This is a genomic window from Myroides sp. WP-1, from assembly GCF_014145635.1.
GTDB lineage: Bacteria > Bacteroidota > Bacteroidia > Flavobacteriales > Flavobacteriaceae > Flavobacterium.
On sequence record NZ_JACHTC010000018.1, the window covers coordinates 41,962 to 67,583 of the forward strand.

Below are 25,622 nucleotides of genomic sequence, written 5' to 3' on the forward strand. Positions count from 1 at the left end.
AAGGGAATATTAAGCTTTGGGGTAGTAATAATTCTTTTGTGAAAGAAATAGTAAACAAAAAGCGCCTATACCATAGAAGTATAAACGCCTTTTTATGTGTTATCGTATAAGTAGAATCTAATCTAATGAACTTTTGCCGCTATAGTAGCATTTTCTCGCTTCTAAGAACAAATAGTATTGAACTCCAAATAGGATAGAGGCTAAAACTAAGTGGGCTGTCTGTGAGCCAAACGGAAAATGGGCATATTGCATCGCAACGCCAGTTAAAATTTCCAGTACTAAGAGTATAGCTACCCATTTTACCTTTGAGAATCCGAGGTTGAGTTTTTTGTTTAAGAAGAATAAGTAAAAGTTTAAAACAAAAACTAAAATCGAGAAACTACGGTGAATGTAAAATTCAACAGTAGGAGTATTTAACCAGAGGTATTCATTTGTAATTCCCGCTTTTACTTGTTCGTCAACAAATTCTCGCACTTGTGTTCCTAAAACAACTTGTACCAACGTCAGCAAGAGCGTAATAACTGTTAAGACGCGGAAAGTAGCATTGTATTTTTTGATTTCCGTTTTGTTTTTTGCTGCTTTGATAATATTGATTAACAAGGCCACAATAACCAGCGCCATTACCATATGAACGGTAATTTTAAGCGGATTGAGTACAGAATAAACCACTGTAGCACCTAACCAAGCTTGGAATCCCATCAAGAAAACAACGAGCCAAGAGCCCAATACGAGTTTCTTTTTAGTTGACCAATAGCCAAAGGAGGCGATAGCTAGTGCTAAACAGGCTAAACCTGCTACGGCACCACAAAGTCGGTTGATGTATTCTGTCCAGGTGTGTTGAGGGTTAAACTGGGCATAGTCGTGTTTGGTATACTTTTCCCAATGCACTTCGTCATAAACGGATGAGGTTGTAAAGGTGTCTTTTGCTTTCCATAGCGCTTCATCGTGAATGATCATTTGTCCCTTTTTATATGTTCGATCGGGTTGCCACGTCAGAACTTCTTCTTCTGTAGGGGGAATGTAGTAGCCAAAACACTTGGGCCAATCCGGACATCCCATTCCAGAACCAGTCATTCGAACAGCTGCTCCCGCAAAGATCACCATGTACACAAGTACAAGTGAAATTTTCGCCAAAGGTAAAAAAGAGCTTTTCATAGTATTATTTATTTACAATTGTTAGTCCTATTTTTTCTGCTTTTGCAAGCATAAAATCATAGGCCGCGTCGTATTCATTGGGAATAACTCCCTCTAAAATAGCCTCTTTGATGGCTTCTTTTAAAATACCTATTTCCTTGCATGGCTGTAAGTTGAATAAAGCCATGATTTCCTCTCCTGTAATTGGGGGTTGGAAGTTGCGGATATGATCTCTTTCTTCCACTTCAACAATCTTTTTGCGTACCATTTGAAAGTTGTTGTGGTATTTCTTAAACTTGTTTGGATTCTTTGTAGTGATGTCAGCTTCACATAGGATCATCAGGTCTTCTACATGCTCTCCGGCGTCGAAAACAAGGCGTCTAACAGCCGAATCGGTTACTTCTTTTTGCGACAAAACAATAGGACGAGAACTCATCATAACCATCTTCTGCACAAATTTCATCTTCTGATTCAACGGCATATGCAGACGGGTAAAGATGTTTTTAACCATTTTACCTCCCAAAAATTCGTGTCCGTGAAACGTCCAACCTTGTTTTTTCGAGAATCGCTTGGTCGGTGCTTTACCTATGTCGTGCAACAAAGCCGCCCAACGCAACCACAGGTCATCTGTGTTTTGCGCAATATTGTCAACCACTTCTAAGGTGTGATAGAAATTGTTTTTATGGGTGTGTCCTTCGATTTCTTCTACCTGATTTAATGCAATGAGTTCTGGTAAAATCAAATGAAGCAATCCCGTTTTATACAACAAGAGAAATCCCTTTGATGGCTGATCAGCCAATAGGATTTTGTTGAGCTCCTCAACGATGCGTTCTCCTGATATAATAGCTAAGCGCCCTGCATTTCTGGAAATAGCTTCTAGCGAATCTTCTTCAATTACAAAATGAAGTTGCGCGGCAAAGCGAATTGCACGCATCATGCGCAAAGGATCGTCAGAATAGGTGATGTCTGGATCAAGGGGAGTGCGGATCAATTTGTTTTTGAGATCTTCACTTCCGTTAAACGGATCGAGAAGTTCGCCATAGTTTGCCTTGTTCAGCGATAAAGCTAAAGCGTTAATGGTAAAATCTCTTCTATTTTGATCATCTTCTAAGGTTCCGTCTTCCACTACAGGTTTACGGCTGTCAAAGTGATAAGATTCCCTTCTTGCGCCAACAAATTCAATATCAATATCATCATAACGCAACATCGCCGTTCCGTAGTTTTTGAATACCTGAACTTTAGGATGATTAGGAAGCAAATTTGAGACAGCCAAAGCCAATTCAATACCGCTGCCTACAGCAACAATATCAATGTCTTTTTTTGAATCTCTTTGCAGTAAAAAATCGCGTACAAAACCGCCTATTACATAAGCGTCTACGTTTAAGTTTGATGCGGCTTGGGCAATAATTTCAAAAATAGGATGGTGTAGTGCTTCTTTATATGTTGGGTTATCTTGGGTCATAGTTTCAAATGGCACCTTTACTTTCTAATGATCGTTACTTGTGCGTTTTCTTTTAATTTAATGATAGTTGAAGGTTTGATTGGTTTATCTTCTTGCTGACGCAATTGAACAACGTAATCCACACCTTCAATAATACGTGGATCAATGTCTTTAAAGCGCTGAGGCGAAGGTGCACCACTAATATTTGCCGAGGTTGAAACCAAAGGCACTTTCATGCGTTCAATTAAGTTATAGCAGAAAGGCTCTTTGACAATGCGCATACCTAAGGATTGATCTGCCGCAATAATTTCGGGTGCAACCAATTTTGGATTGTCCAAAATAAGCGTCGTAGGTTTGTCGCTAAATTCTAATATTTCCCAAGCTACTTCGGGAATATTGTGAAATACGCGGTGTAAAAGGCGATCGCCATTTACTAATACAATCATGCTCTTGCTTTCTGCACGTTGTTTTAATTGATATATCTTTTTGATGGCTTCCGAATTCGTCGCGTCGCAACCAATTCCCCAAATCGTATCTGTGGGATACAAAATAATACCGCCATTTTTAATCACTTCAAAAGCGTTGTGAACTTCTTTTTGGATATCTTCCATTATCAGTCTCCTTACAATAAAATTGGTTCTCTATTTTAAGGGCTTAAAAATACTAAAAAAATAGGATACACATGAGCCTTGTAGCAGAAGAAATAGACCCATACTTTCAAAAAAGAAAGAATTATAATATTTTTAAGAGGAGTACATCTTTTTTGGCTTACTTTTAAGACGCCTAAAATTAGTTATATTATGCATGTGAAACGCAGAAAGGATTTTAATAAAGAAGAGGTATTGGCAATGTATGCAAAAGTGTCTAAAAACACGTTGATGGAAACATTGCAAATTGAATATGTAGATGCAGGTCCGGAGTTTTTAGTGGCTACAATGCCCGTGAATGAACGTGTACATCAGCCTGCAGGGTTATTGCACGGTGGTGCGATGGTTGCCTTAGCAGAAAGCTTGGGAAGCGGTGCTTCTTTGATGCTGATAGACCCAATGCTACAAGAAATTAGAGGTATTGAGATCTCTGCCAACCACGTACGAAGCAAAAGAGCAGGACAAGTAACAGGAACAGCGCGTTTAGTACACCGTGGTCGAACTTTGCATCTATGGGAAATTCGAATCACAGACGAAAATGACGTGTTGTTATCGGTGTGTAAAATCACCAATATTGTAATTGAAAAAAATAAGGACTAATGAAGTTATATGAGACGTGGACCGCACATATAAAAGAAAATAAGCCTTATGTTCTGTATAAAAAACCAGGGCAAACAAACATAACGGGATTGTTTCAAAGGGATTCTTCCTTGCATCTTGTTGAAAATTTTAAAGAAAGTGGATTTGTACTTGCGCCTTTTTACGAAGGCGTGCGTTTTTATATCCCCTTTAGTGAATCTCATCGGATAGAAGGTGAACTCTTAGAGCATAAGTTTACTTACGGAGCGTTTGAATTAGCGTATGAGCAGCAACCAGCGAAAGCCAATTTTGAGCATTTAGTGCAGCGCTGTGTACAGGCAATTAAACAAGGCGATTTTGAGAAAGTAGTGCCTTCTCGTAAGGAAGTATTAGCGCTTCAAGAACAAGATATACAATTGCTTTTTTCCAAACTAGTTGTCGCTTATCCCGAAGCATTTTGCTATGTGATTTACCACCCTCAAGTTGGATTGTGGATGGGGGCAACCCCCGAAACACTCGTAGCGCTTGAAGGACATGTACTCCACACTATGGCGCTTGCCGGAACCCAAGTTAACCACGGTAAAGACGAGGTTTTTTGGGGCGATAAAGAGAGAGAAGAACAGCAATATGTAACTGATTTTATTGTTGAGAAATTGAGACCAATGAGCAAGCAGATGGAAGTTTCTCTGCCTTTTACTAAAAGAGCAGCTAAAGTGATGCACATTTGTACTGCTATTAAAGCACAGTTAGAAGAGGTTGACCTGAAAATGATTGTCGATGCATTACATCCGACACCTGCCGTTTGTGGAATGCCCAAACCGATTACCCGTGATTTCTTGTTGAGGGAAGAAGGATACACGAGAAAGTATTATGCGGGGTATTTGGGAGAGTTGAATCACACCATACAACAAGAAAACACCTTGACAACGGAAAGTCATTTGTTTGTTAATTTGAGATGTATGGAGATTGAAAATCAACAAGTTAATTTGTATATTGGGTGTGGCGTAACGGAAGATAGCGATCCGACGAGTGAATTTGTCGAAACCGTAAACAAATCGACCACAATGAAAAAGATTTTATTTTAAGCGTATGAAAGTAGATATATTAGCCTTTGGAGCACATCCAGATGACGTAGAATTAGGATGTGGAGCAACCATAGCAAAAGAAATTCACTTGGGAAAAAAAGTTGGAATTATCGATTTAACTCGTGGTGAATTAGGTACAAGAGGCAGCGCTGAGATTCGAGCGCAAGAAGCCGCTGATGCCGCTGCTATTTTAGGCGTTACAGTAAGAGAAAACTTAGGGTTTCGCGATGGTTTCTTTGTCAATGATGAAACCCATCAATTAGAAATTATAAAAATGATTCGCAAGTACAAACCCGAAATTGTTTTGTGCAATGCGATAGACGACCGTCATATCGATCACGGAAAAGGTAGTAAATTAGTGTCGGATGCTTGCTTTTTGGCGGGATTAAGACGTATTGAAACCACAGTAGATGGAGTAGAACAGGAGGCTTGGCGACCAAAATTGGTATACCACTACATTCAATGGAAGAATATCGAACCTGATTTTGTTGTAGACGTAACGGGATTTATCGATCAAAAGATGAAAGCAGTATTAGCCTACGGAACTCAATTTTACGATGTAAATTCTAAAGAACCTTCAACGCCAATTACGTCTAAGAATTTCCTTGATAGTATTATTTACCGTGCACAGGACCTAGGGCGATTAATAAACAAGGAACATGCAGAAGGATTTACAGTAGAAAGATATTTGGCAGTCAATCGTTTAGATGATTTGATGTAAAATTTTTAAAAAAATGCTTGCAACGTAAGGAAATATGGCTACCTTTGCAAGCGTCAAAATAAGACAAAAACGGTGGTTATAGCTCAGCTGGTTAGAGCGTCGGATTGTGGTTCCGAAGGTCGTGGGTTCGAAACCCATTAATCACCCAAAAAAAATTAGGTGAATGTATTGAAACACCTTAAAAAATATACACGGTGGCTATAGCTCAGCTGGTTAGAGCGTCGGATTGTGGTTCCGAAGGTCGTGGGTTCGAAACCCATTAGTCACCCAAAATCGCACAAAAATATACACGGTGGTTATAGCTCAGCTGGTTAGAGCGTCGGATTGTGGTTCCGAAGGTCGTGGGTTCGAAACCCATTAATCACCCCAAAAGAGAGTATGAGTTTTCATGCTCTCTTTTTTTTTAGTTAACAGCGAACAGTTAATGGTAGATTTTGCTCTTTGTTTGCACCATCTCACCAACAAACAACAAACAAAAAAGGAGAATGCTGAGGCATTCTCCTTTTTTTTAAAACTTATATCCTACTGAAAGTTGGAATACCCCGTTTTTACTAGATTCACCTTCTTTGTTGACTTTACTTAAACCTAAGTTGTAGCGTACATCAGCAAATACTCCCATTGGTAATTCGTAACCTACACCAAAGTTTAAACCAAAGTCTACCGCGTTGATATTGTCTTTGACGTCTTGTTTAACTTTAGTTCCGAATTCTTTATATTCAGAATCAGCTTTTACATTAAAACCAATTTGTGGACCTGCCTGAACGCTTAAACCATCCATTACATAGTATTTCGCCATGATAGGAATGTTTAAATAATCCAATTTTAGTTTGAAACTTTCATCTCCTTTTACTCCTTGAGAAGAGTATAAAATCTCAGGTTGAACAGAGAATTTTTCGTTGATGAAGATCTCAGCTAAAGCCCCTACGTGAAAACCAGTTTTACTAGAAGTGTTGTCTAAGTTTGAAACATTTGAAATGTTTAAACCCGCTTTTGCTCCTAATTTAATGTCTGGAGTTTGTGCTAATGCAGCACCGCTGAATGCGAAAACAGCTAATAGACTCAATGTAATTTTTTTCATAAACATTTATGTGTTTGAAGTTTAATTAGTATTAAAAGTATGTATTTTTTTTGATAAAAAATATTTAAAATAAACTATTTTGTAAGTATTTGATAAAGAGTATGTAAACATGTTGAGATTTAACTTGTATTAAAAGTTTCTTTTTATGTGAATTTTATACTTACAATAATTAAATATGAAATATTGTGAATTGAAAACTAAATGAATCAAATTTTTGTTTGATGTTGTAGGTAACGGTTGATAAAGAAGGAAATTTGTGTTGTATTGCGATCTTTTGACATGAAAAAGAAAGGGAACTCGTGGTGTAAATGCGCGAATAACGTTTGACTGAAAAAATTAGGTCATGCTAACTTTTAGTTAGACCTTTGCTTGTATAAGAATAAAAGAGGATGCAGAAACAAGTCATAATAGATAAAGTATGTCCCTTAGAATACGCCGTTAAAGCGATAAGTGGAAAATGGAAGATTCCAATTATTTGGAGAATTAATGAGGGAGAACGCAGACCAAGTGAATTTTTACGCGGCATTGCAACAGTAGATCGTCGGGTGCTCAATCAACAACTCAAAGAATTGGAAGAAACGGGTATCTTGACAAAACAGCGTTTTGATGAAGTACCGCCAAGGGTTGAGTATACCCTTACTCCAATGGGACTAAAATTAGTAGAGGTTTTAACACAACTCAATGCCTGGGGTTCTCTTTTATTGGAAGAACATCAGAAATGAAAAATCTATAGGTTGTGATGCGCTAAAGTCGTAGCAGGCAGAATGTCGAAAAAAAGCTAGAAGTTTAACTACTAGAGGATAAAAAGAGAACAGAAAAGACAAGAATTAAAATGAAAAATTCACTTTTTTTGATGAATTTAGACCAAAAACAAGTGAAGAAAGAATAATGTTTTTTTGTTTTTTTTGTGTTATGTATAATTTTATTGAGCGTATTTTTCGTTTATTTTAGTTGGAGTTTTTATTGTATTAAAATAAAATTAAAAAGATCAATCACTGTTTTTTTTTCTTGTTTATTAACTAGATTGTTATTTCCTTTGTTGGGGAATTAAATAAATGAGTGAAGGGACTTTAGAGCTAAATATTCTCTTTTTTAAGTAAGGCGAAAAGGGAGGTATACGAAGCGAAAAAATGGAACTTCATGTTGAATTAGAATTCTAAAGGGTGCTATTTATTTGTTTGTTGTTTCAAAATAGCCCTTTAAATTGTAATGAAAGTTAAGTGATAAAAACGGGTAGTTTTTAATGCAAGACAAAAAAATTTGTGAAAAAGAAAAAGCAGGACTCTATTGGGGTCCTGCTTTTTCTTTTTAACTTAGTTATCTCTACAAAAAAAGTAAAAGCAATACGCATGAATAGGGTATCTTCATCTGAAATTAACTTATTTCCCATCAACGAATCAAATCATTCTCAATTACTTGAAATAAAGAAAGGAGGAATATCTTATTGTGTTACTTCTTTCGAAAGGGGAGTGGCGGACGAGGCTGTGTTTGATAAAATAGGTTATTTCGCACAAAGACAAGACGAAGTTGTAGGCTATTTTACGCTTCGTCCCGAAGGAAATTTTGCTCACTTGGATGAATGTTGTCTGTTGTCTACTTTTGGAGATCAAGAAACGATAAAGGCGTTATTTGCTAAAATTAAAGCAATTGGGCAGGCCAACCGCTATGCGTATCTGTTAGCGTGGACGATAACGCCATTTAAATCTGTTTTCGAACAGTTAGGCGGACAACTCTCACAAGTAGTTCCCTCTGAGATGATAGACCAAAATAGACTTGCCTATTACCTCACAGTGGTTGATGAACCGTGGATAGATTTACCAACAGCTGGATTAGTGTGTTTAAAAGGAGATCAAGTACTTTTGGCGTATAGCAAAAACAAAAAGGCTTGGTACTTGCCTGGAGGAAAAATTGATCCAGGAGAAAATAGTCAAGAGGCACTAATTCGAGAAATTGAAGAAGAATTATCTCTCTCCTTGCAACCAGATCGGTTGTCTTTTCTAACGCGTATTGTAGCTCCGGCTTATGGAGAAAAGAAAAATATTATGATGCAACAAGATTGCTATCTGTATGATATAAAGCAAGATAAAATAGAAGTCGCCAATGAAATTGGTGGAGTGGAGTATTTTTCCTTAGCCGAATATATACAACATCAAATTCCCGTTCCAGGGGTATTGAAAGTGTTTGAATTTTTAACAACGAAATGGAAATAATTCTTCTGATTGTGTTTTTATAAAAAAATTAACAGGCGTAATTCTTGTGTTTTTTTAGAAAAAAAATATTTTTGTTTCCATGAAATACGCGTCAATACTCGTTTTACTTTTCTTTGTCAACTTTATTGCTACACCGACTATTGCGGTGCTAGCTGGCATTGAATTAGATATTCCGATGATTACTATTTCTGAAGAAAATAAAAAACCCATCACCAACGCTGAAGAAGAAGAGAAAGGACACTTTAATGACTTTCATTGTTTTCAGGATGATTTTATCTTCCAAAATCAAGAAGATACTGGGCTTACTTTCGCTCAGTCGAAATTGGTGTATGAATCTTTAGAATTTGACGTTTTATCACCCCCTCCAGAATTTTTTGTTGCTTAATTGATGATCGGTTATCAGTGATCGGTTATGCGTGATCAGTGATCAGTGATTTTGTTGTAAGAAGACTTTTCTTATGACCAAATGTGTTTTATCGTAAACAATCAACAGTCGACAATCAACAGTCTACGGTCAACCGTTAACTGTTAACAGTCAACTAATTTTAAGTAAACAAAAAATGAAATTCAATATAAATTTGGCAACGCTTAAACCAAGTGTTGCTCCAGGCCTTGTGGTCTTTTTAGTCGCGCTTCCGCTCTGTTTGGGAATCGCATTAGCTTCGGGTGCTCCGCCCATTGCCGGAATAATATCGGGAATAATAGGGGGGATTGTCATTGGTTTTTTGAGCAATTCCAATGTAAGTGTAAGTGGTCCGGCAGCAGGATTAGCAGCGATTATTTTAGCGGCTATTAGTGAGCTCGGGTCTTTTCAATTGTTTCTAACAGCAGGAATCATCGCTGGTTTACTGCAACTTCTCTTTGGTTTCTTGCGTTTGGGTACGCTAGCTAACTTTTTCCCATCTAGTGTAATAGAAGGGATGTTAGCAGGTATTGGATTGGTTATTTTAATCAAGCAATTGCCTTTGGTTTTAGGTGTAGATATCCAAACTGCTTTTGCAAATTGGGCTACCATACACAAGGGAACACTACTTCTTGCTGCTTTGTCGTTAGCTATTCTTATCCTGTGGAATAAGAGTTCCAAATTGAAGAAATTAACTTTTTTACCTCCGGCTTTAGTTGTTGTAGGATTAGGTATTGCGTTAAATCAATTTTGGATTGCCACTGCTAGTTCATGGGCCATTGATCAAACGCGTTTAGTTTCCATCCCTGCATTGGACAGTTTATCTGATCTAGGTTCTATTTTTGTTCTACCTGATTGGAGTGGTTTTTCAAACTCTGCCGTATGGATTGTGGCTGTAACCATCGCCATCGTTGCGTCTATTGAAACACTTTTGTGTATTGAAGCAACAGATCGTTTGGATCCGTTGAAGCGCCATACGCATATGAATAGAGAACTTAAAGCACAGGGAATTGGCAATGTGTTGAGCTCTCTTATTGGAGGTTTACCCATGACATCTGTGGTTGTTCGCTCTTCCGCTAATATCAACGCAGGTGGACGTTACAAAACTTCTGCCATTATTCATGGAGTGTTTTTACTCCTAGCTGTGGTTTTGTTGTCTACCGTACTCAATATGATTCCTTTAGCTTCTTTAGCAGCTGTTTTAATTATGGTCGGTTATAATTTAGCCAAACCAGCTATTGTCATCCATTTTTGGCACAAAGGTTATACCCAGTTTATTCCTTTTATCATCACTTTTATTATGGTTGTAGTAACCGATTTATTAATGGGAGTTTTAGCGGGAATGGCTGTTAGTTTCTTCTTTTTATTGCTGGGTAATGTGCGTAAAGCTTTTGCGATGGAACACACTATCGTTGGCGATCAAAAAAAGTATACCCTGACTTTGGCACAAGAAGTGTCATTCTTGAACAAAACAGCAATCAAAAATAAACTCGATCAATTGCCTGACAATTGTGAACTAGCCATTCGCGCAAAGCAAATGAGCTATATCCACATTGACGTGGTTGAGCTGATACAAACGTTTATCAACGAAAAGGCCAAAGAAAAAAATATCTGTATTACAACTACTGGATTTCACAAATCAGTACAAAGTAACGAAGGAGAATCAAACATTATTTTATCACATCGAAAATCTATTTAAACATGAACTCATTTACAAAAGAAATATTAGCAAATACTACACCAGAACAAAGTTTGAACTTATTGTTAGAAGGAAACAATCGCTTTGTCAATAACTTAAAATTTAATCGAAATTTCTTACACCAATTGCAGGAAACAAAAGACGGACAACATCCGCATGCCGTAATCTTGAGTTGTATGGATAGTCGTGCTCCCTTAGAACACGTTTTAGATCAAGGAATTGGAGATATTTTTAGCTTGAGAATTGCAGGAAATGTATTGACGGATGAAGTGATTGGAAGTATGGAATACGCATGTAATGTTGTTGGGAGTAAGCTAATTCTAGTCTTGGGACACAGTCGTTGTGGCGCTGTAACAGGAGCGTGTAATCACACAAGTTTGGGGAAACTAGATACCATTTTAGAACGCATACACCCCATAGTAGAACAAGTACGTGAAAAGCACAAAAATGAAACAATAAGTCAAGCTGAATTGGTCGAATTAGTGACGATGGAGAATGTTCGCTCTATTGTTCGTCAGCTGCAAGAAGTTAGCCCTTCTTTAACTCAATTGATTGAACAGGGCCAAATAGGTGTTGTCGGTGGCTATTATGATGTAGTGAGCGGTAAAGTAGAACTGATTTGTTAGTGGTTTGTACACTTTTTTAACGTTGATTAGCCCCAATTATTTGGGGCTTTTCTTTTGCCAATTTATCCTACTATGCCTTTGGTTTTATACCAATGAAAAGAGCTAAAATGCATGTTATGTGAATATTATTGTTAAATAAGTTATTATTTGTGATTTTTTTGTACATTTAAGCGATTGAATTGTTTGTTAATATAATTAAATATAAGCAGGTAAAGGTTGTTTTGTGTGTAAATTAAATCTTTATTAATTTTTAGAAGCTATTTTTTTGTTGTTTTATTTGTGATTATTTAATTATGATTAAATATTTTAACATTAATCGATAAAAGCTAGTTTTTCAACTATAATAGAAAGTAAACTATGTTAGACGCCAACGAAATAATTAGAAAACTAAAACAATTACTTGGTTTTAAGACCGACTTAGAACTAGCTAATTTGTTAGGGATAAAACCCAATACGCTCTCGTCATGGAAAATTAGAGAAACTTTGCGCTATGATAAGATTATTGAGATTTGCAGAAAAAATAAAATAGACTTAAATGAGGTTTTCCTAGTGCATCCCAATGCGGTTTACAATGTTGATATGGATAATCGGGTTGTGAAAATGATTGCCGCAGATCACCATATCGAATATTGTATTAATCCCAAGAAATGTTTGGCAACTTCTCCTTCTTATGTATTTCCCACAGAAGAAGAAGTAAATATTGGATTTCAAATTGTCGTTGAAAATATGTATCCTACCATAAAAGTAGGCTCTTATGTATTGTCGAAAAAAATTGATATAAGCGAAATTAAACCCTGGCATATTTACGTTATCATTATCGAACAGAGAGGTGTTCTATGCTATCGTTTTAAACGTTGGACAGAGGATGCTAATCTTTTGTTTATAAGTGATAATCCGGTGTTTGAAAACCTAACGCTTCAACCTAGTGATATTCGAGAAATGTTTATTATTCACGGTATTTTCTTACCCAATGTAAAGAAACTTCTAGAGTATTAATAACAGTTGTTCTTCGGGCATTTTACAATTATATATTTTGTAAATATTGACTTGGGGATACGCCGTATTTCTTTTTGAATGCGGTAGCAAAATGACGTTGATTTTTATAGCCAATTTGATCGGAAATCTCGCTGATGTTTAATACTCCTTCACGGAGTAAATGCACAGCATGTTCCATTTTTGCATGTGCCCAAAAAGAAAAAACCGTTGTGCCAAATAGCTCTTTAAACCCTTTTTTTAAAATAAATTCGTTAGTGCCAACGATATGGGCCAAATCAAGTAAAGAGTAGTGACTGTCCAAATGCTGAAGGATATACTGACGTACGGCGTGGATTTTATCAATGTCGTGCTGTTTTAAAGAACCTTGATAGGGGAGTTTGTCGCAAAATTGTTCAAATTGAAGAAGGAGGAGTTCTATAACTTTTGCCTCTAAAAAGAGGCGTTTGAAAATTCCCTTTTTATCACAATGGATAATCTGTTCTATGATCTGATACATCTGGTGGTTAATCTGGTAGTGCTCGGGGTGTAATAAACTCGATTTTCCCTTGGCTATAGCGTTTCTAAATTGATCAAAAAGAGGATGATCTGTTGGTGTGAATTTTGCAAAATATTCGGGTCTCAAGTTGATTTCAACCTGTTGGAAACAAGCGTGTTCCCATTCCATTTTTCCTCCTAAACCATTTGTGTATAACAAGTTGTGAGCATGCGCATTGAAGCTTATGTTACGGTCAAATTGACTTGTATATGCCGTACTCTTTCCCTGTAAGGTAAAGTGCATCTCGATCGTTTCAAAGTTACTGTCAAATCCCAATAAAAGTTTGTGCGCTAACTGCATATCACCAAAACCGATATGTATACCATCAAAGTAAATTTCTTTGTAAAATCCGCGACCGAGAAAAGAATTTAGGTAGGTGGTATGCTCTTTAATTCCATCTTTCCCCAAATCAAAATAAGTCGAGGGATATTCTTTTTCTACTAGTGTTTGCTTGTGTTTGCTGTCATACAAGCGCAAGGTCATTGCCATAGCTTTTCTTTTTGCGGACCTTTTAATCCGTATTTGAAACATTGTGATAGAAATGAGCTTCTACCTTTGTACAAATATATGAATTATTTAGAACGAATCTTAATAATTAAATAAATGAAGCCGTTAGGTTGATGATTAGAATAAATACAGTCAATCAACGTAGCGAACGCAAAATTGTAAAACACAAAAAAATGACGTATTCAACAAAAATTAAATGGTCTTTTATTTCTAGTATTATTGCTTCCATTCTTTGGGTAGTAGGCGATATACTCATTGTGGGGTTTCACGTAGATCCAGCAAAATATCCTTTATTTACATCAACTTATGTAGATCAACTTGATTCAACATTAGCCTTACTCATGATTGAGGGCTCAACAGAACGTTTGATGTGGGGGGCGTTAATCGCTTCGATGTCGGCGTTTTTATTTTTACCTGGGGTATGGTTGGCTTATCAATTTTTTCGTGATAAAACGAAGGCTTCCGCATGGGTTACTTACTTTATCTTAGTTATTAGTGTGGTCTTAATGCCTTTAGGTCATGCGGATTTCTTTTATAGTGGTGAGCTATTCAAAGCAATTTATCATACAGATCCTAGTGCGCATCCGTATTTAATTGAAATGGCCACAGCGTTTACCAAAGTATTGTACATCGCTTGGGGAACCGCAATAGCTGTTCTACTTTTTGGGTGGTTGCTATTTTCAATCTTTGTTTTTAGCGGAAAAACAATATTGCCGAAATGGGTAGGCTTTATTTCTCCTGTATTTCTTGCACTCTATCAACAACCTATCAAAATGCTATTACCAGAAGGACTTCTAAAGGCATGGATTAGTGCTGCGGGATTCAATATTGCTTATTTAATTTTCTTTGTGCTGCTTTTTGTGTTCTTTCGCAAAATGGAAGGGGAAAGCAAATAATACAAGGTAAACAAAACGACTAGAAGTGGTCTAAAGAGTTTACATGGTAAAGGGATGGTGATTTCGCTATCCCTTTTATTCTATAGAAAAACGAGTGGTTATTTGAAGAGATACACCCGTTTTATCTTTTAGTATTCTACTTTGAATCATTTCGTTTTGAGGAACTTTGTAAACCGCTTTATTGGAAATGATGGGATTGATAATTTGATGTTTTAGATCTGGATGATGTTCTTTGAAGCTGAGTATGGTTTCTTCAAATTTTCTTCGAGCATCAGTTAACCAACCTTGATTGAGCTTTGTCTTTATTTCGAAAAATAAAATCCAATGTGCTCCATCAAATAAAAAACCTTCACATCGTTTAATGAGTTCGGTACCTTGATGATCAGATGAGAAATCAAGAGGATTACTATTGTCATCATTTACATTGTATGCTCCTGTTCTATATATAGGAATACAAAAATCGATTGCTTTGTATTGTATGGCATTGTTAGTAAGATTTTCAATGGTAAAATCCCAAAGATCTTCTTGATCAAAGAGTACAACAGCAGGAACTCGATTAGAGGCACTTGCATCGCTTATTCCAAATAGACTTTTCGAAAATGTACTACAACAAGGTACGGCTGTTGTTGAACAATTGCCATTGGGAGTTGTACAAGGGTGTGCAAAAAAATCTACAGGCATAATTCGTCTTCAAGTGCTAAGAGTTTTGAAAATAGTTCGTTGGTTTCAGCAAGGCCATCGTTTAGGTAATTTTCATCTGAAGGTAAACCATTATACGTTTTTAGCTTAGTAATTGTACCAGTTGTCTCGTCTAATTGATAAATGATTAAATCATCTGCTGCTAAAGTAGCGTCTAATGGAACAATGTCATACAATCTGTTTCTTAATTCAACTGAAGAATCTAGCATTTTTTCTTTTAACTTATTTGCTTCAATAGCTAATGTTAGGTAATTAACTAAATATGGACTATGCGTTGTCATTATTAATTGATTGTTCCCGCTATTATAAGCTAATAGTTGATTTAATAATAAACGCTGAGAACTTGGAAACAAATTCTGCTCTGGTTCTTCTACAATATTGATGAGGTGTTTAGCAATGTACTTGCCATTGATTTGTTTCTCTTTTTCACGAATGACTTTTTCATCATAATTGTCTAAGGCAATGCCTAAACTCAAGGTATTTAATTCTTTATTTCTGCGAATTGTATGATCGGGACTTAGTAGCTTAAGTAAATTTTCATCCCCTTGTTTCAAAAAATTTAAAAGATATTGAGTCACCCATACTAAAGGTACCAACGAATGGAAGCCACTAGAAGCTTCTGTTAGTTTTAAGCGTTTTCCTTCATTAAATTCAATAAAAGTTTCGTCTATGGTTGGGTCATAGATAACTTGGGTATTGTTAATAGGCAATAATAAAGGTTTCCCTTCCTGAGTTAATTGAGCATTTCGATATTCTACTGCATAATATTGTAAACTGCCAATAATTAAATTAGATACTTTGTTGATATTCGGTATAGCACTTAAAAAATTTCGCTCTGCGGGTACATACATGATTTTTGGCTGTTCAACAAATGTATGATGATGTTTATTTATTAATATTATTTCATTTGTACAATGAATTGTATATACAGCACCTATGTATTCAAGCGTAGTACTAGGTGAAAAATAGTTTTCAATGCGATGAAAACGCAAAAGTTCTATAAAATTTGAAAAAGTCATTACATGAGCGTCTATATCACCTCTAATTAGAGCTTTTTCCAACCACATGAAGGTGGCAATTAGTTTAGCAACAGTACTTTTACCAGATCCCTGATTTCCAATAAAAACAGTTACTTTGTTGATATCCATCCAGCCTTCTTTGTCTAAGAAGCCCTCTTTAATTGGACCAAAGTTTTTAATCTTGATTTTATGCATGTTTGTACAGTTGTATAGATATGTCAAACAAATTTACAAAAATTGATTCAATTATAGTAATGCAAGAAAACACCGTGAAAACTTTTACTTCTAGTGGAAGAATCTTACCTTAGTAGGTATTCTATATGATACGCCTGATATGAAACCCATTCATTATTGTATTCCTTTTTTTAATTTGCTATTGGCTGCTTTGCTGGGGTTATTGTTGAGGAGTGCTTTTGTTTTTCCATTAGAGGGAATGACTTTTTTGTATGTATTACACGGACATTCTCATGTGGCCTTATTGGGATGGTTGTATTTATTTGTATATGTAGTACTAGTCGATCAGTTTGCGCAAGATACTCCTAAAGAGCGAAAGTTTTATCGCCAATTGTTTTGGGTAACGCAAGGTGCTGTTCTCGGTATGGCGGTGACGTTTCCTTTTCAAGGCTATGCCGCACCCTCAATTGTTTTTTCTACGCTTCATATACTGTGTTCTTACGTATTTGTATACCGCTTGTGGAATAGACATAAAAAAGTGGAGCAGCAACGCCTTCTTTGGTTGAAGACCGCTTTGTTCTTTATGGTGTTCTCTACCTTAGGAGTGTGGTTCCTAGGACCTGCTATTGGGATGATGGGAAAGGTTAGTACTTTTTTTCAGTTGTGTATTCAGTTTTTTCTGCATTTTCAATTTGACGGCTGGTTTTTTACTGCCTTTATTGCCATATTGTATTCCTATGCTTTTTCTAATCCTCTACAGCAACAGCTATTTAAAAAAGGATATGTCTTGTGGATTGTCTCTGTTGTGTTAACGTATGCTTTACCTGCTAGTTGGTATGTCTCAAATCCAATCTTGTTTTACCTCAATGGAGGAGGAGTACTACTTCAAGCCCTTGTGCTTTATATGCTCTGTAAAGCTTTGATATTGAAATACACAGAAGAAAAAGTGAACTCTTCTTTTTGGGAAAAGGGGTTGTTGTTATTGGCAATCAGCTGTATGGGAATCCGACTAGTCTTGCAACTAGTAACGCTAATTCAGCCTTTAGCTCATGTATTGCAGGGAATGAGAAGTTGGATTGTCGGATTTATTCACTTGAATATGCTGGGCATTTTTACGGCTTTAGGTGTGTGGCTTTTTATTCAGAAAAAAAGAATTATCCTTACTCTATGGACAAAAGTAGGATGTACATGTCTTGTGCTCGGATTTTTACTAACGGAAGGAGTATTGGGTATACAAGGTGCGCAGCAATGGCTTGGTACTTCCTGGATAAGTAGTCATACGATTTTTCAACTGCTGTTCTGGGCTTCTATTTTCTTACCTCTTAGTGTTGTTTGTTTTTTATTCAATATTGAGTGGAAAAAAGAAAGAATAAATCGAAACACATCGGAGATTCATCGAACGCGAAAATAAGTAGTAACTTGCTGATTTATACAGAAAAAATAAGGTTTTTCTCAACTAAAAAAGTACCTGCTTTAATCGCGAGAATGGTCAAAAAATAAAACAGTGAATTCCATAAAAAAAGCTGGTATAAAACCAGCTTCTCTTACTTATGCATCGAGATTTCTAATCTGTTGTAATTTATCTTGCCAGATTTTCAATTCATCTCTATTTTTTTCAATGTTTTTATTTACTTCTTTTACTAGTGGATTGTCTTTTGTTGCATTAGAAACATAAGCTAAGTTATTTTCTAGTTGCAAGATTCCGCTTGTAATTTCTTCAATTTTACGTTGAATAAATATAGCTTCTTGTTGTAGTCTTCTCTTGTCATTAGATTCTAATAAATCATCTAATCGATTGGAGAACTTCATCGCTTCGGCTTCTCTTTTACTCAAGCTTAATTTATCGAACAATACATCCAATATCTTGTTGAATTTCCCTTCTATGAAGCGTTTATTGTGTGGTACATTTCCGATGCTTTTCCACGTATTAATTTTTTCCTTAATCGCTTCTAAATCCGTCTTGTGTTCACCAACTAAAGTAAAGGATTTTAACTCTTCTAAGAATTCTTTTTTCTTGTTGTAGTTCTCATTTCCTTCTTGGTTTTCACTGTTTCGGATCGTGTGTAAGCGATCAAAGTAGTGGTTACAAGCGTCTTTAAAATCTTTCCACAATTGATCTGAATACTTTCTAGGAACATGTCCGATTTTTTTCCAATCTTCTTGAATTTGCTTCATGATTGGCGTTACTTTATCGTAATCTTCGCTGTCTTTGTACGTTAATGCTTTTTCAATTAACGCTAGCTTATCGTTGTAGTTCTTTTGTTGAACTTTTTTCAGGTCTTTGTAGAATTTATTCTTATTGGCATTGAAATTTCTTGTTGCTAATTTGAATAAGTTCCAAACTTCTTCATTGTTGTCCTGTGGCACTTTTCCGATAGAAAAGAAGTGATTGCGGAGTTCTTCCACCTTTTTAATCTCTTTTTGCCATTGGGTATGAGACGTGATCTCTTGTCTTGATAACAAATCGATTTGGCTGATTACATGCACTTTTAAGCCCAGGTTTTCTTTTTCGCCTTCTCTTAAATTTTCAAATAACAGCTCGCGTTTGTCGTGGAGTTGTTTGGTTAAATCACTGAATTTTTCCCAAATTTCCTCTCTGATTTCGCGATCAACAGGTCCGATTTCTTCTCTCCAGATACGGTGCAATGTTTGCAACTCTCTAAAAGCTTTGATTACATCATCTTCGTGAAGTAACTCTTCTGCGCGAAGGATTATTTTTTGTTTTTGATCGAGGTTATATTTAAAATCTAAATCTCTCGATTCTCTATCTAGATGTAATTGATCGTAAAAACGCTCAATGTGGAAGTGATAGTTATTCCAAACGTGGTTGTATTTGTCTTTTGGAATAGCCCCTGCATTTTTCCATTCATCTCTTAAATCACCAAGTAATTTAAGTGCATCAGCTTTGTTTTCACTTGTATCAACTAGATCTTTAATACGGTCAATAATGCTTAAGCGCTTGTTTAAATTAGCGGTTAGATTATTTTGTAATTCTTTGTAATATGAATTCTTCTTTGTTTTAAAGTCGTGGTAAAGTCCATCAAACGTAGCTTTGAGAGGTAGGTTATAATCAAAATCACTTGCATTAGCGTCGGGATTTTCTTCTAAGAAAGCCTCTTTTTTCTCGTCTATTAAGTCATTGTATTGTCTGTAGAATTCTTTTTTAATATCTTCTACTAGATCCTTAATATTCGTGATTTTATAGCTTTGAATTAGCTTTTGCAACTCAGAAGTGAGTTGTTCCATATCCAGCTTTTCATAGTCAAGGATTGTGATGTCAGTTTGTTCATGCACATCATTGTCTTCGCCTTCTTCAGCATTTGATGCAGTAATAGAATCTAGAGCTTTCTCTCTTTCAGCAAGGTGTGCAGAATTTGGGGTATTTGATTCCGGATTTTGTCCATCTGCTAGCTCGTGCAGGTTTTCATTCTTTTGTTCTAACATAGGTATAAAAATCTTATAATTAACAACAATAATCCTTGATTAGGATATTTCTTATATCGAACTCATCTTGACTTTTTTTGATTGAAGTGGAAATTAACTATTTTGATTCTGATTAAAGGCATTTTTAAGTTGCATAGCAGAACTATGGAATGAAAAAAGGACAAAAAGCAGGCTTAAAAGAGCAATTTTTTAACCAATTAGAGAAAATCTAGATGAGTTCATTCTCAAATTTAGTAAAAAATATCTAAAGTATGAGGAATTAATTAGATTAATACGCAATAAAAAATCTAGATTTTAGTGATTTAATCTTGTTGAAATCGCTTAGACCATATTTTATATGCTTTTTCTGCTTGTAAGACCAACATTTCATATCCGTTTTTTACAGTAGCTTGATTTTCCTGCGCCAAGCGAAGAAAAGTTGTTTGCTCCGGATTGTAGATCAAATCGTACACTAAGTGTTGAGCAGTTATGTATTGGTATGGTATGTTGGGTTTTTCTGCAATATTCGGAAAAGTTCCCAAAGGGGTAGTATTAATGATAAGGGTAAAACGAGTGAGAATGTCTTCATTGAGTTCTTCATAAGTAAATTCGCTGTCTTGTTTGGTGCGACTGACGAACTTATAGGTGATTCCCAGTTTTTTTAAGGCATATTCAATGGCTTTACTCGCTCCACCTGTTCCCAATATAAGGGCATGGGTGTGCTGTTTTTTCAATAAAGGTTTCAGCGAATGATAAAAACCATACCAATCTGTATTATACCCTTTTAGTTTGTTTTTTTTGGTAATGCGTATCGTGTTAACTGCTCCAATTTGGATTGCCTTTTTTGATAAGCTATCCAAATAGGGGATAATAGCTTGTTTATAGGGAATAGTGACGTTTAGCCCTCTTAGATTGTCACAACGTTCTAAAAGGTCTCCAAATTCGCTAATTTTAGCCATATCGAAGTTGCTGTATGCCGAATCGGTAAGTCCCAATTGTTTAAATTTCTGGGTAAAATAGTTCTGTGAGAACGAATAGGTAATATCTTTTCCAATTAATCCATATTGTTTCTTGATCATAGCTAATGGTATTAAAATGAAACAGCTATTCAAACAAGTGAATAGCTATTTTTTTATTTGGTGTAATTTTTTATGGCATTTTGCAAAATGGGATTTTCCCATTGTTCATGAAAAAGGGTTTCAATCAATGACACTTTTTCATAAGCTGTAGCTAATCCTTTTTCTAACCAGCCTAAGGCTTCTTCGTTCTTGTTATTTGCAAGGTGATAAACCGCTAAGCGATAATATATTTCTGCTGTGTTGGGATGTGTACTCTCAATTTGATTCAATTTATCAATAGCACTGTCATACTCTTCTAACAAGTACAAGATATCCGCCCAATCAATCCAGTAATCTAAAATATACTCTCCTAATTCAGTTGCTTTGCGATACCCCAATTCAGCCTCTTTAAACTGAAGTAAATTGCGATTCAATACGGCATAACGTACCCAATATCTCTCATTTAACTCATCGATATGAATCGCCTTTTGTAAGGTAACTAAGGCTTTGTCAAATTGATTTTCTTTGATGTAAATATCAGTCAAAGCAATCCACCCCTTATCGAGCATAGGATCTTCGTGAACTGTTTTCTTGTAATACTGGATGGCCAACGGAAAATTGTTGAGCGCTTCATAACAGATACCGATACGCAATAGAACATAAGAAGAAGGAGCATCAAGCTCTAAGGTAATCATATAGTTATCAATAGCTTCTTGATACTGTTCTAGTTTTTCAAGCGATTTTCCTTTTTCTAAATATGCTCCTAAGAACTGTTCGTCAATAAGTGTTGCATAGTTAAAGGCCCAAACGGCTTTTTCGTAATTCTTTAAAGCGTAGTATTGGCGTCCTAATTGGTGCCAAGCGATTTCGCTGTACGGATTTTTGTCAATGAAAGAGTTGAGATAGTCAATTGCTTCTTCTGTTTCATTTAAAAAGTCAAAACAGTATACAATGTTGTACAAGGTTGACTGATCTTCATCGTCGTGTTCTAGACACAAGATAAAGCTCTGTTTTGCTTTTTCAATTTCGTCAATAAAGAGATACTCCATTCCCAAAAGAGAATAGATATCAGCTAGATCTTCCGTGATGCTTAACGCTTTTTCCAAGGCATTAATTGCCTCTAAGTGGTTTCCTTTTTTGGAGTAGATACTCGCTCTGTGGATGTAAACTTCATCGTTATGCGGTTCTACATGTTCTATTTCATCAAGCAGGCGGTCTGCTGCTTCTAATTTGTTTTGAAAGATTAATATTTCTACTTCAACTAATTTTAATCCGATAGAAGTAGGGTGCTGGTCTAGCGCTAATTTAAGCGCTTTCTTAGCCAAATTTATTTTACCCGAATCCAGGTAATGTAGTATGATATTTTCAAACTCTTCCGAATCAAAAAACAAAATCTTATTCGTTTTGAGCATTGACTCAAAACGAGCAAGTGATAAGTTGTTTTCTTCTTCTTCGTTTTTATTGAAATCCATTGCTGTTTTTTACTGCGTTAATTGTAAAGTTATAATCCTAACTCTTTTTGTACTTCATCTAAAGCTTCTAAAAGAATAGCACATCCCTCTTTTATTTCAGTTTCGCTAATGGTCAACGGGGGAGTGATGCGAATAGCTTTCCCTTCGAATAATAACCAAAACAAAATTAATCCTTTTTCTTGACATTTTACGATAGCGCGGTTGGTAATATCACTGCTAGGTGTCATTGGCGCAATCATTAGTCCTCTTCCGCGAATTTCGGTGATTAAAGGATGTACTAGTAAACTTCTGAAAAGCTTTTCTTTTTCCAGCGTTTGAGCCATAAGATCGGTTTCTACCAGTTCTTTTAGCGTAGCCAAACTTGCTGCGGCAATCACCGGATGACCGCCAAAGGTTGTTATATGCCCAAATTTGGGGTTGTCGTATAGTAAATTCATGTGTGCATCACTAGCAGTAAATGCACCAACGGGCATTCCGCCACCCATTCCTTTACCCATCACAATAATATCGGGAACTACATCGTAATTTTGAAAACCAAATAGCTTTCCAGTACGTCCGAATCCCGGTTGAATCTCGTCGACAATCATCAAGGCACCTACTTCGTCACAGCGCTTTCTAACTTTCGTAAGAAAACCGTCAAAAGGCTCCACAAATCCAGCTCCTCCTTGGATAGTTTCCAAAATAATTCCCGCTGTTTTAGTCGTAATCTTTTCTAGATCTTCTACACAGTTAAAGTGAATAAAGTCGACATCTGGTAGTAAGGGGCGAAAAGCGCGTTTTCTCTCCTCAAATCCCATAACGCTCATAGACCCCATTGTATTGCCATGGTAAGCATTAAAACAAGAAATTAATTGACTTCTTCCTGTTACTCGTTTCGCCAATTTTAAAGCACCTTCTGTTGCTTCTGTTCCCGAGTTGACCAAATAGGTCTTATTGAGTGGAGAAGGAATGTTTTCTGCTAGTATTTTACAGAATTCTACTGCAGGATCTTGAATGTATTCACCATAAACCATAACGTGGGAATACTTGTCTAATTGCTCCTTGATTGCGTTGTTTACCTTAGGGTGTTGATGACCTAAGGTACAGGCAGAAACACCTGCAACGAAATCTAAATAAGCTTTTCCGTTTTTGTCGTATATGTATGACCCCTTTGCGTGGGAAATTTCCATCGCTAACGGATTCGGTGATGTCTGTGCTTGATATTTAAAAAAATCTTCTTTCATTTCTATTTAGAGTTTTTCTTTACAACCGTCGGTTGTTGAGGTTCAGAAATTGGATTTAGTGTTTCTTTCTGAACTTCCATCGGCTCTTCTGCCTCTTTTTGTTTTTGTAATCGTTCTTCTTTATTTTCTTCTTCGTCCTGAATTTCTTCGTCGCTGAAGATATCTGCTAGCGAATTTATTTTCTCATCGCCCCGCCAAATAAAATCCTTGAGGAATCTAGCGTTCTCTGGTAGCATATGATCGGGGTAGAGTTGACTCTCAGGTGATACAAATAGAGTAACACTGCTAATTTCATTCTCGCTAAAACCAACATTAATATGACTGCAGATTCCCTTGTCAATACCGATGAATTCATTTTTTTCGTTATAGGCGAAGTATATCATCTCAGCATTTTTGACTAAATCTAATTCGTTGAGTTTGTTGTTGACAAATTTTCCGTAGAGATTAACGCCTTTTACTTGGTTATAGCCTGTGCCTAGGGTATCTTTCTCTACAATAAAAGCATTGTTTAGTACCTTGAGAGAATCCATTTGTTTGGTTTCTAGATTGCTTAACATATGCATGACTTCTCCTGTTACTTGGCTATCGCCATTCCAAAGAACAGGACGTCCTATCATTTGTGTTAGTCCAATTTTTTCACTCCAATGAATCGAATCGGCTTTTCCACTCATGCTATCTCTAAAGATGCGTGCATCGTGATAACCGCGAATGACACGATCTTTTTCAGGACCTGTCAATACAATTCGCTTCGCACTGAAATAAACCGAATCTCCTTCTTCGGTTAACATGCTAACTAAGGCCTTTTTTGTAACAAAGGTGGAGTCTTGGAGCTTGTATAGTTCCGCGTAATGCCCTGTTATTTTTGATTTGTTGATTGTATCCGTTATGCGAACGTGATTCGTCGCTGATGCAAATTCAATGCGTTTGTTATAGTAAATAGAATCACCCTCAATTTTCCGTTGATCATACCATATATACGAGTTCTTGACCATTTTACCCAGGTCTTGCTTGACGTCATAATAGCCATTTTCAGTATAGATATAGTCGTCTTCATTGGTGATTGTCGATGGACCAAATACATATGCATGCTCGGGAACTTCGTAAAAATCTAAGTGATTGGATTTTACAATTGTACCTTGGGTTGTAGTGATGGTAACAGCCGTGAAAAATTGAAACTTTTTCTCCGTCAATAAGTATTTTCCAGCTTTGCTCTTTAATATATTTCCTTTGTTTACAATGGTTCCGGGTGTATTGTAATAAATTAAGTTCTCATTTCTATTAAAGCGAAGTGTATCTGTTTCTAACGTGGAATCAGGAGAACGAACAATAACATTACCTTCAGCGTAAGCAAAACCATTGATGGCATTGTATTCTGCATATTTACTGTCTAAAAACAGCGTATCCCCTTGATTCATTCGTACATCGCCCAAGAGTTTGATGTAGTTTTCCTTTTCAAAATAATAAGCTGTATTACAGTTTAGGATAATTCCGTTGTGTTCTGCTGTAATATTTCCTCGCAATAAGGTTGCATCAGGCAATTCTGCTTGGTTTCGATCCGACAAATCTGCGTGATGGATAATAATCTTATTTTTATCTTGGCTAAAGCTAGAAAAGCTTAGTAATGTAAATAGGATAAAGAAATAGAGTGTTCTCAAGTCTATATTTTTTTTCAAATTTACACAAAATATACGAAGTTCAATTTGACTTAAGAAGAAATTATAGGGGGAGGCTGTTTGTTGAGGTGTTGTTTGTTGAGGTGTTGTTTGTTGAGGTGTTGTTTGTTGAGGTGTTGTTTGTTGAGGTGTTGTTTGTTGAGGTGTTGTTTGTTGAGGTGTTGTTTGTTGAGATGTTGTTTGTTGAGGTGTTGTTTGTTGAGGTGTTGTTTGTTGAGGTGTTGTTTGTTGAGGTGTTGTTTGTTGAGGTGTTGTTTGTTGAGGTGTTGTTTGTTGAGGTGTTGTTTGTTGAGGTGTTGTTTGTTGAGGTGTTGTTTGTTGAGG

At 36.2% G+C, this 25,622-nt stretch carries 23 protein-coding genes and 3 tRNA genes; 14 read left to right on the plus strand and 12 right to left on the minus strand.

All coding sequences use genetic code 11. The annotated features are described in order from the left end of the window. Positions 1–117: 117 nt before the first annotated feature. Genes H4K33_RS13790 through H4K33_RS13800 form a run of 3 tightly spaced genes read right to left on the minus strand, consistent with a single transcriptional unit; the run spans position 118 to position 3,186 of the window. A complete protein-coding gene (locus H4K33_RS13790; RefSeq protein ID WP_182649980.1) occupies positions 118–1,155 on the minus strand; it encodes a heme A synthase in 1,038 nt (345 codons plus the stop codon). 4 nt (positions 1,156–1,159) lie between these two features. Further along, the gene (locus H4K33_RS13795) at positions 1,160–2,596 is read right to left on the minus strand and encodes a CCA tRNA nucleotidyltransferase (protein ID WP_182649982.1); all 1,437 of its coding nucleotides are present in this window, start codon (positions 2,594–2,596) and stop codon (positions 1,160–1,162) included. 17 nt (positions 2,597–2,613) lie between these two features. After that, positions 2,614–3,186, minus strand: a complete 573-nt coding sequence (locus H4K33_RS13800) for an L-threonylcarbamoyladenylate synthase (RefSeq protein WP_182649984.1) — start codon at positions 3,184–3,186, stop codon at positions 2,614–2,616. 189 nt (positions 3,187–3,375) lie between these two features. Here H4K33_RS13800 and H4K33_RS13805 point away from each other — a divergent pair, with 189 nt between their 5' ends. From H4K33_RS13805 to H4K33_RS13830, 6 genes are all read left to right on the plus strand, one after another. After that, the gene (locus H4K33_RS13805; protein ID WP_182649986.1) at positions 3,376–3,822 is read left to right on the plus strand and encodes a PaaI family thioesterase; all 447 of its coding nucleotides are present in this window, start codon (positions 3,376–3,378) and stop codon (positions 3,820–3,822) included. Next, on the plus strand, positions 3,822–4,886 hold the full coding sequence (locus tag H4K33_RS13810) for a chorismate-binding protein (RefSeq protein ID WP_182649988.1): 1,065 nt from the start codon (positions 3,822–3,824) through the stop codon (positions 4,884–4,886). The genes H4K33_RS13805 and H4K33_RS13810 overlap by 1 nt, the downstream gene beginning before the upstream one ends. Before the next feature lie 4 nt (positions 4,887–4,890). Beyond that, entirely contained in the window at positions 4,891–5,607 is a 717-nt protein-coding gene (gene bshB1 / locus H4K33_RS13815; RefSeq protein ID WP_182649990.1) for a bacillithiol biosynthesis deacetylase BshB1, read from the plus strand. A 72-nt stretch (positions 5,608–5,679) separates the two neighbouring features. After that, positions 5,680–5,753 (plus strand) — tRNA-His (locus tag H4K33_RS13820). A 48-nt stretch (positions 5,754–5,801) separates the two neighbouring features. After that, positions 5,802–5,875 (plus strand) — tRNA-His (locus tag H4K33_RS13825). Positions 5,876–5,899: 24 nt separating this feature from the next. Continuing rightward, positions 5,900–5,976 (plus strand) — tRNA-His (locus H4K33_RS13830). 139 nt (positions 5,977–6,115) lie between these two features. On the opposite strand, the gene H4K33_RS13835 is transcribed toward H4K33_RS13830, so the two are convergent. Then, complete coding sequence (locus tag H4K33_RS13835; RefSeq protein WP_182649992.1) at positions 6,116–6,685, minus strand: porin family protein; 570 nt, start codon at positions 6,683–6,685, stop codon at positions 6,116–6,118. 389 nt (positions 6,686–7,074) lie between these two features. Here H4K33_RS13835 and H4K33_RS13840 point away from each other — a divergent pair, with 389 nt between their 5' ends. From H4K33_RS13840 to H4K33_RS13865, 6 genes are all read left to right on the plus strand, one after another. After that, positions 7,075–7,407 carry a helix-turn-helix domain-containing protein gene (locus H4K33_RS13840; protein WP_182649994.1) on the plus strand — a complete coding sequence of 111 codons (333 nt, stop codon included), beginning with the start codon at positions 7,075–7,077 and terminating at the stop codon, positions 7,405–7,407. A gap of 627 nt (positions 7,408–8,034) precedes the next feature. After that, positions 8,035–8,895, plus strand: coding sequence for an NUDIX domain-containing protein (locus H4K33_RS13845; protein ID WP_182649995.1), 861 nt, complete (start codon positions 8,035–8,037; stop codon positions 8,893–8,895). Positions 8,896–8,974: 79 nt separating this feature from the next. Then, a complete protein-coding gene (locus H4K33_RS13850) occupies positions 8,975–9,280 on the plus strand; it encodes a hypothetical protein (protein ID WP_182649996.1) in 306 nt (101 codons plus the stop codon). A gap of 175 nt (positions 9,281–9,455) precedes the next feature. Then, the gene (locus H4K33_RS13855; RefSeq protein WP_182649998.1) at positions 9,456–10,997 is read left to right on the plus strand and encodes a SulP family inorganic anion transporter; all 1,542 of its coding nucleotides are present in this window, start codon (positions 9,456–9,458) and stop codon (positions 10,995–10,997) included. Positions 10,998–10,999: 2 nt separating this feature from the next. Continuing rightward, a complete protein-coding gene (locus H4K33_RS13860) occupies positions 11,000–11,623 on the plus strand; it encodes a carbonic anhydrase (RefSeq protein ID WP_182650000.1) in 624 nt (207 codons plus the stop codon). Between the two features lie 357 nt (positions 11,624–11,980). Beyond that, positions 11,981–12,619, plus strand: a complete 639-nt coding sequence (locus tag H4K33_RS13865) for a helix-turn-helix domain-containing protein (protein ID WP_182650002.1) — start codon at positions 11,981–11,983, stop codon at positions 12,617–12,619. Between the two features lie 28 nt (positions 12,620–12,647). Here the strand turns inward: H4K33_RS13865 and H4K33_RS13870 are convergent, their stop codons facing one another. Continuing rightward, on the minus strand, positions 12,648–13,643 hold the full coding sequence (locus tag H4K33_RS13870) for an AraC family transcriptional regulator (RefSeq protein ID WP_255493747.1): 996 nt from the start codon (positions 13,641–13,643) through the stop codon (positions 12,648–12,650). 191 nt (positions 13,644–13,834) lie between these two features. On the opposite strand from H4K33_RS13870, the gene H4K33_RS13875 reads away from it, so the two are divergent. Next, the gene (locus H4K33_RS13875; protein WP_182650004.1) at positions 13,835–14,557 is read left to right on the plus strand and encodes a DUF6796 family protein; all 723 of its coding nucleotides are present in this window, start codon (positions 13,835–13,837) and stop codon (positions 14,555–14,557) included. A gap of 75 nt (positions 14,558–14,632) precedes the next feature. Here the strand turns inward: H4K33_RS13875 and H4K33_RS13880 are convergent, their stop codons facing one another. Both H4K33_RS13880 and H4K33_RS13885 read right to left on the minus strand, forming a co-directional pair. After that, entirely contained in the window at positions 14,633–15,238 is a 606-nt protein-coding gene (locus H4K33_RS13880; protein ID WP_220485332.1) for a hypothetical protein, read from the minus strand. Continuing rightward, on the minus strand, positions 15,229–16,497 hold the full coding sequence (locus H4K33_RS13885) for an AAA family ATPase (RefSeq protein WP_255493748.1): 1,269 nt from the start codon (positions 16,495–16,497) through the stop codon (positions 15,229–15,231). The genes H4K33_RS13880 and H4K33_RS13885 overlap by 10 nt, the downstream gene beginning before the upstream one ends. A gap of 112 nt (positions 16,498–16,609) precedes the next feature. Here H4K33_RS13885 and H4K33_RS13890 point away from each other — a divergent pair, with 112 nt between their 5' ends. Then, complete coding sequence (locus H4K33_RS13890; RefSeq protein ID WP_182650006.1) at positions 16,610–17,860, plus strand: hypothetical protein; 1,251 nt, start codon at positions 16,610–16,612, stop codon at positions 17,858–17,860. A gap of 137 nt (positions 17,861–17,997) precedes the next feature. Here the strand turns inward: H4K33_RS13890 and H4K33_RS13895 are convergent, their stop codons facing one another. From H4K33_RS13895 to H4K33_RS13915, 5 genes are all read right to left on the minus strand, one after another. Then, positions 17,998–19,893, minus strand: coding sequence for a DUF349 domain-containing protein (locus tag H4K33_RS13895; protein WP_182650008.1), 1,896 nt, complete (start codon positions 19,891–19,893; stop codon positions 17,998–18,000). A gap of 302 nt (positions 19,894–20,195) precedes the next feature. Next, positions 20,196–20,951: a shikimate dehydrogenase gene (locus H4K33_RS13900; RefSeq protein ID WP_182650010.1), complete on the minus strand. Its 756-nt coding sequence runs from the start codon at positions 20,949–20,951 to the stop codon at positions 20,196–20,198. A gap of 53 nt (positions 20,952–21,004) precedes the next feature. Then, on the minus strand, positions 21,005–22,402 hold the full coding sequence (locus H4K33_RS13905) for a lipopolysaccharide assembly protein LapB (RefSeq protein WP_182650011.1): 1,398 nt from the start codon (positions 22,400–22,402) through the stop codon (positions 21,005–21,007). 29 nt (positions 22,403–22,431) lie between these two features. After that, a complete protein-coding gene (locus tag H4K33_RS13910; RefSeq protein ID WP_182650013.1) occupies positions 22,432–23,625 on the minus strand; it encodes an aspartate aminotransferase family protein in 1,194 nt (397 codons plus the stop codon). A gap of 2 nt (positions 23,626–23,627) precedes the next feature. Beyond that, positions 23,628–25,280: an OstA-like protein gene (locus H4K33_RS13915; protein ID WP_182650021.1), complete on the minus strand. Its 1,653-nt coding sequence runs from the start codon at positions 25,278–25,280 to the stop codon at positions 23,628–23,630. Positions 25,281–25,622 lie beyond the last annotated feature (342 nt).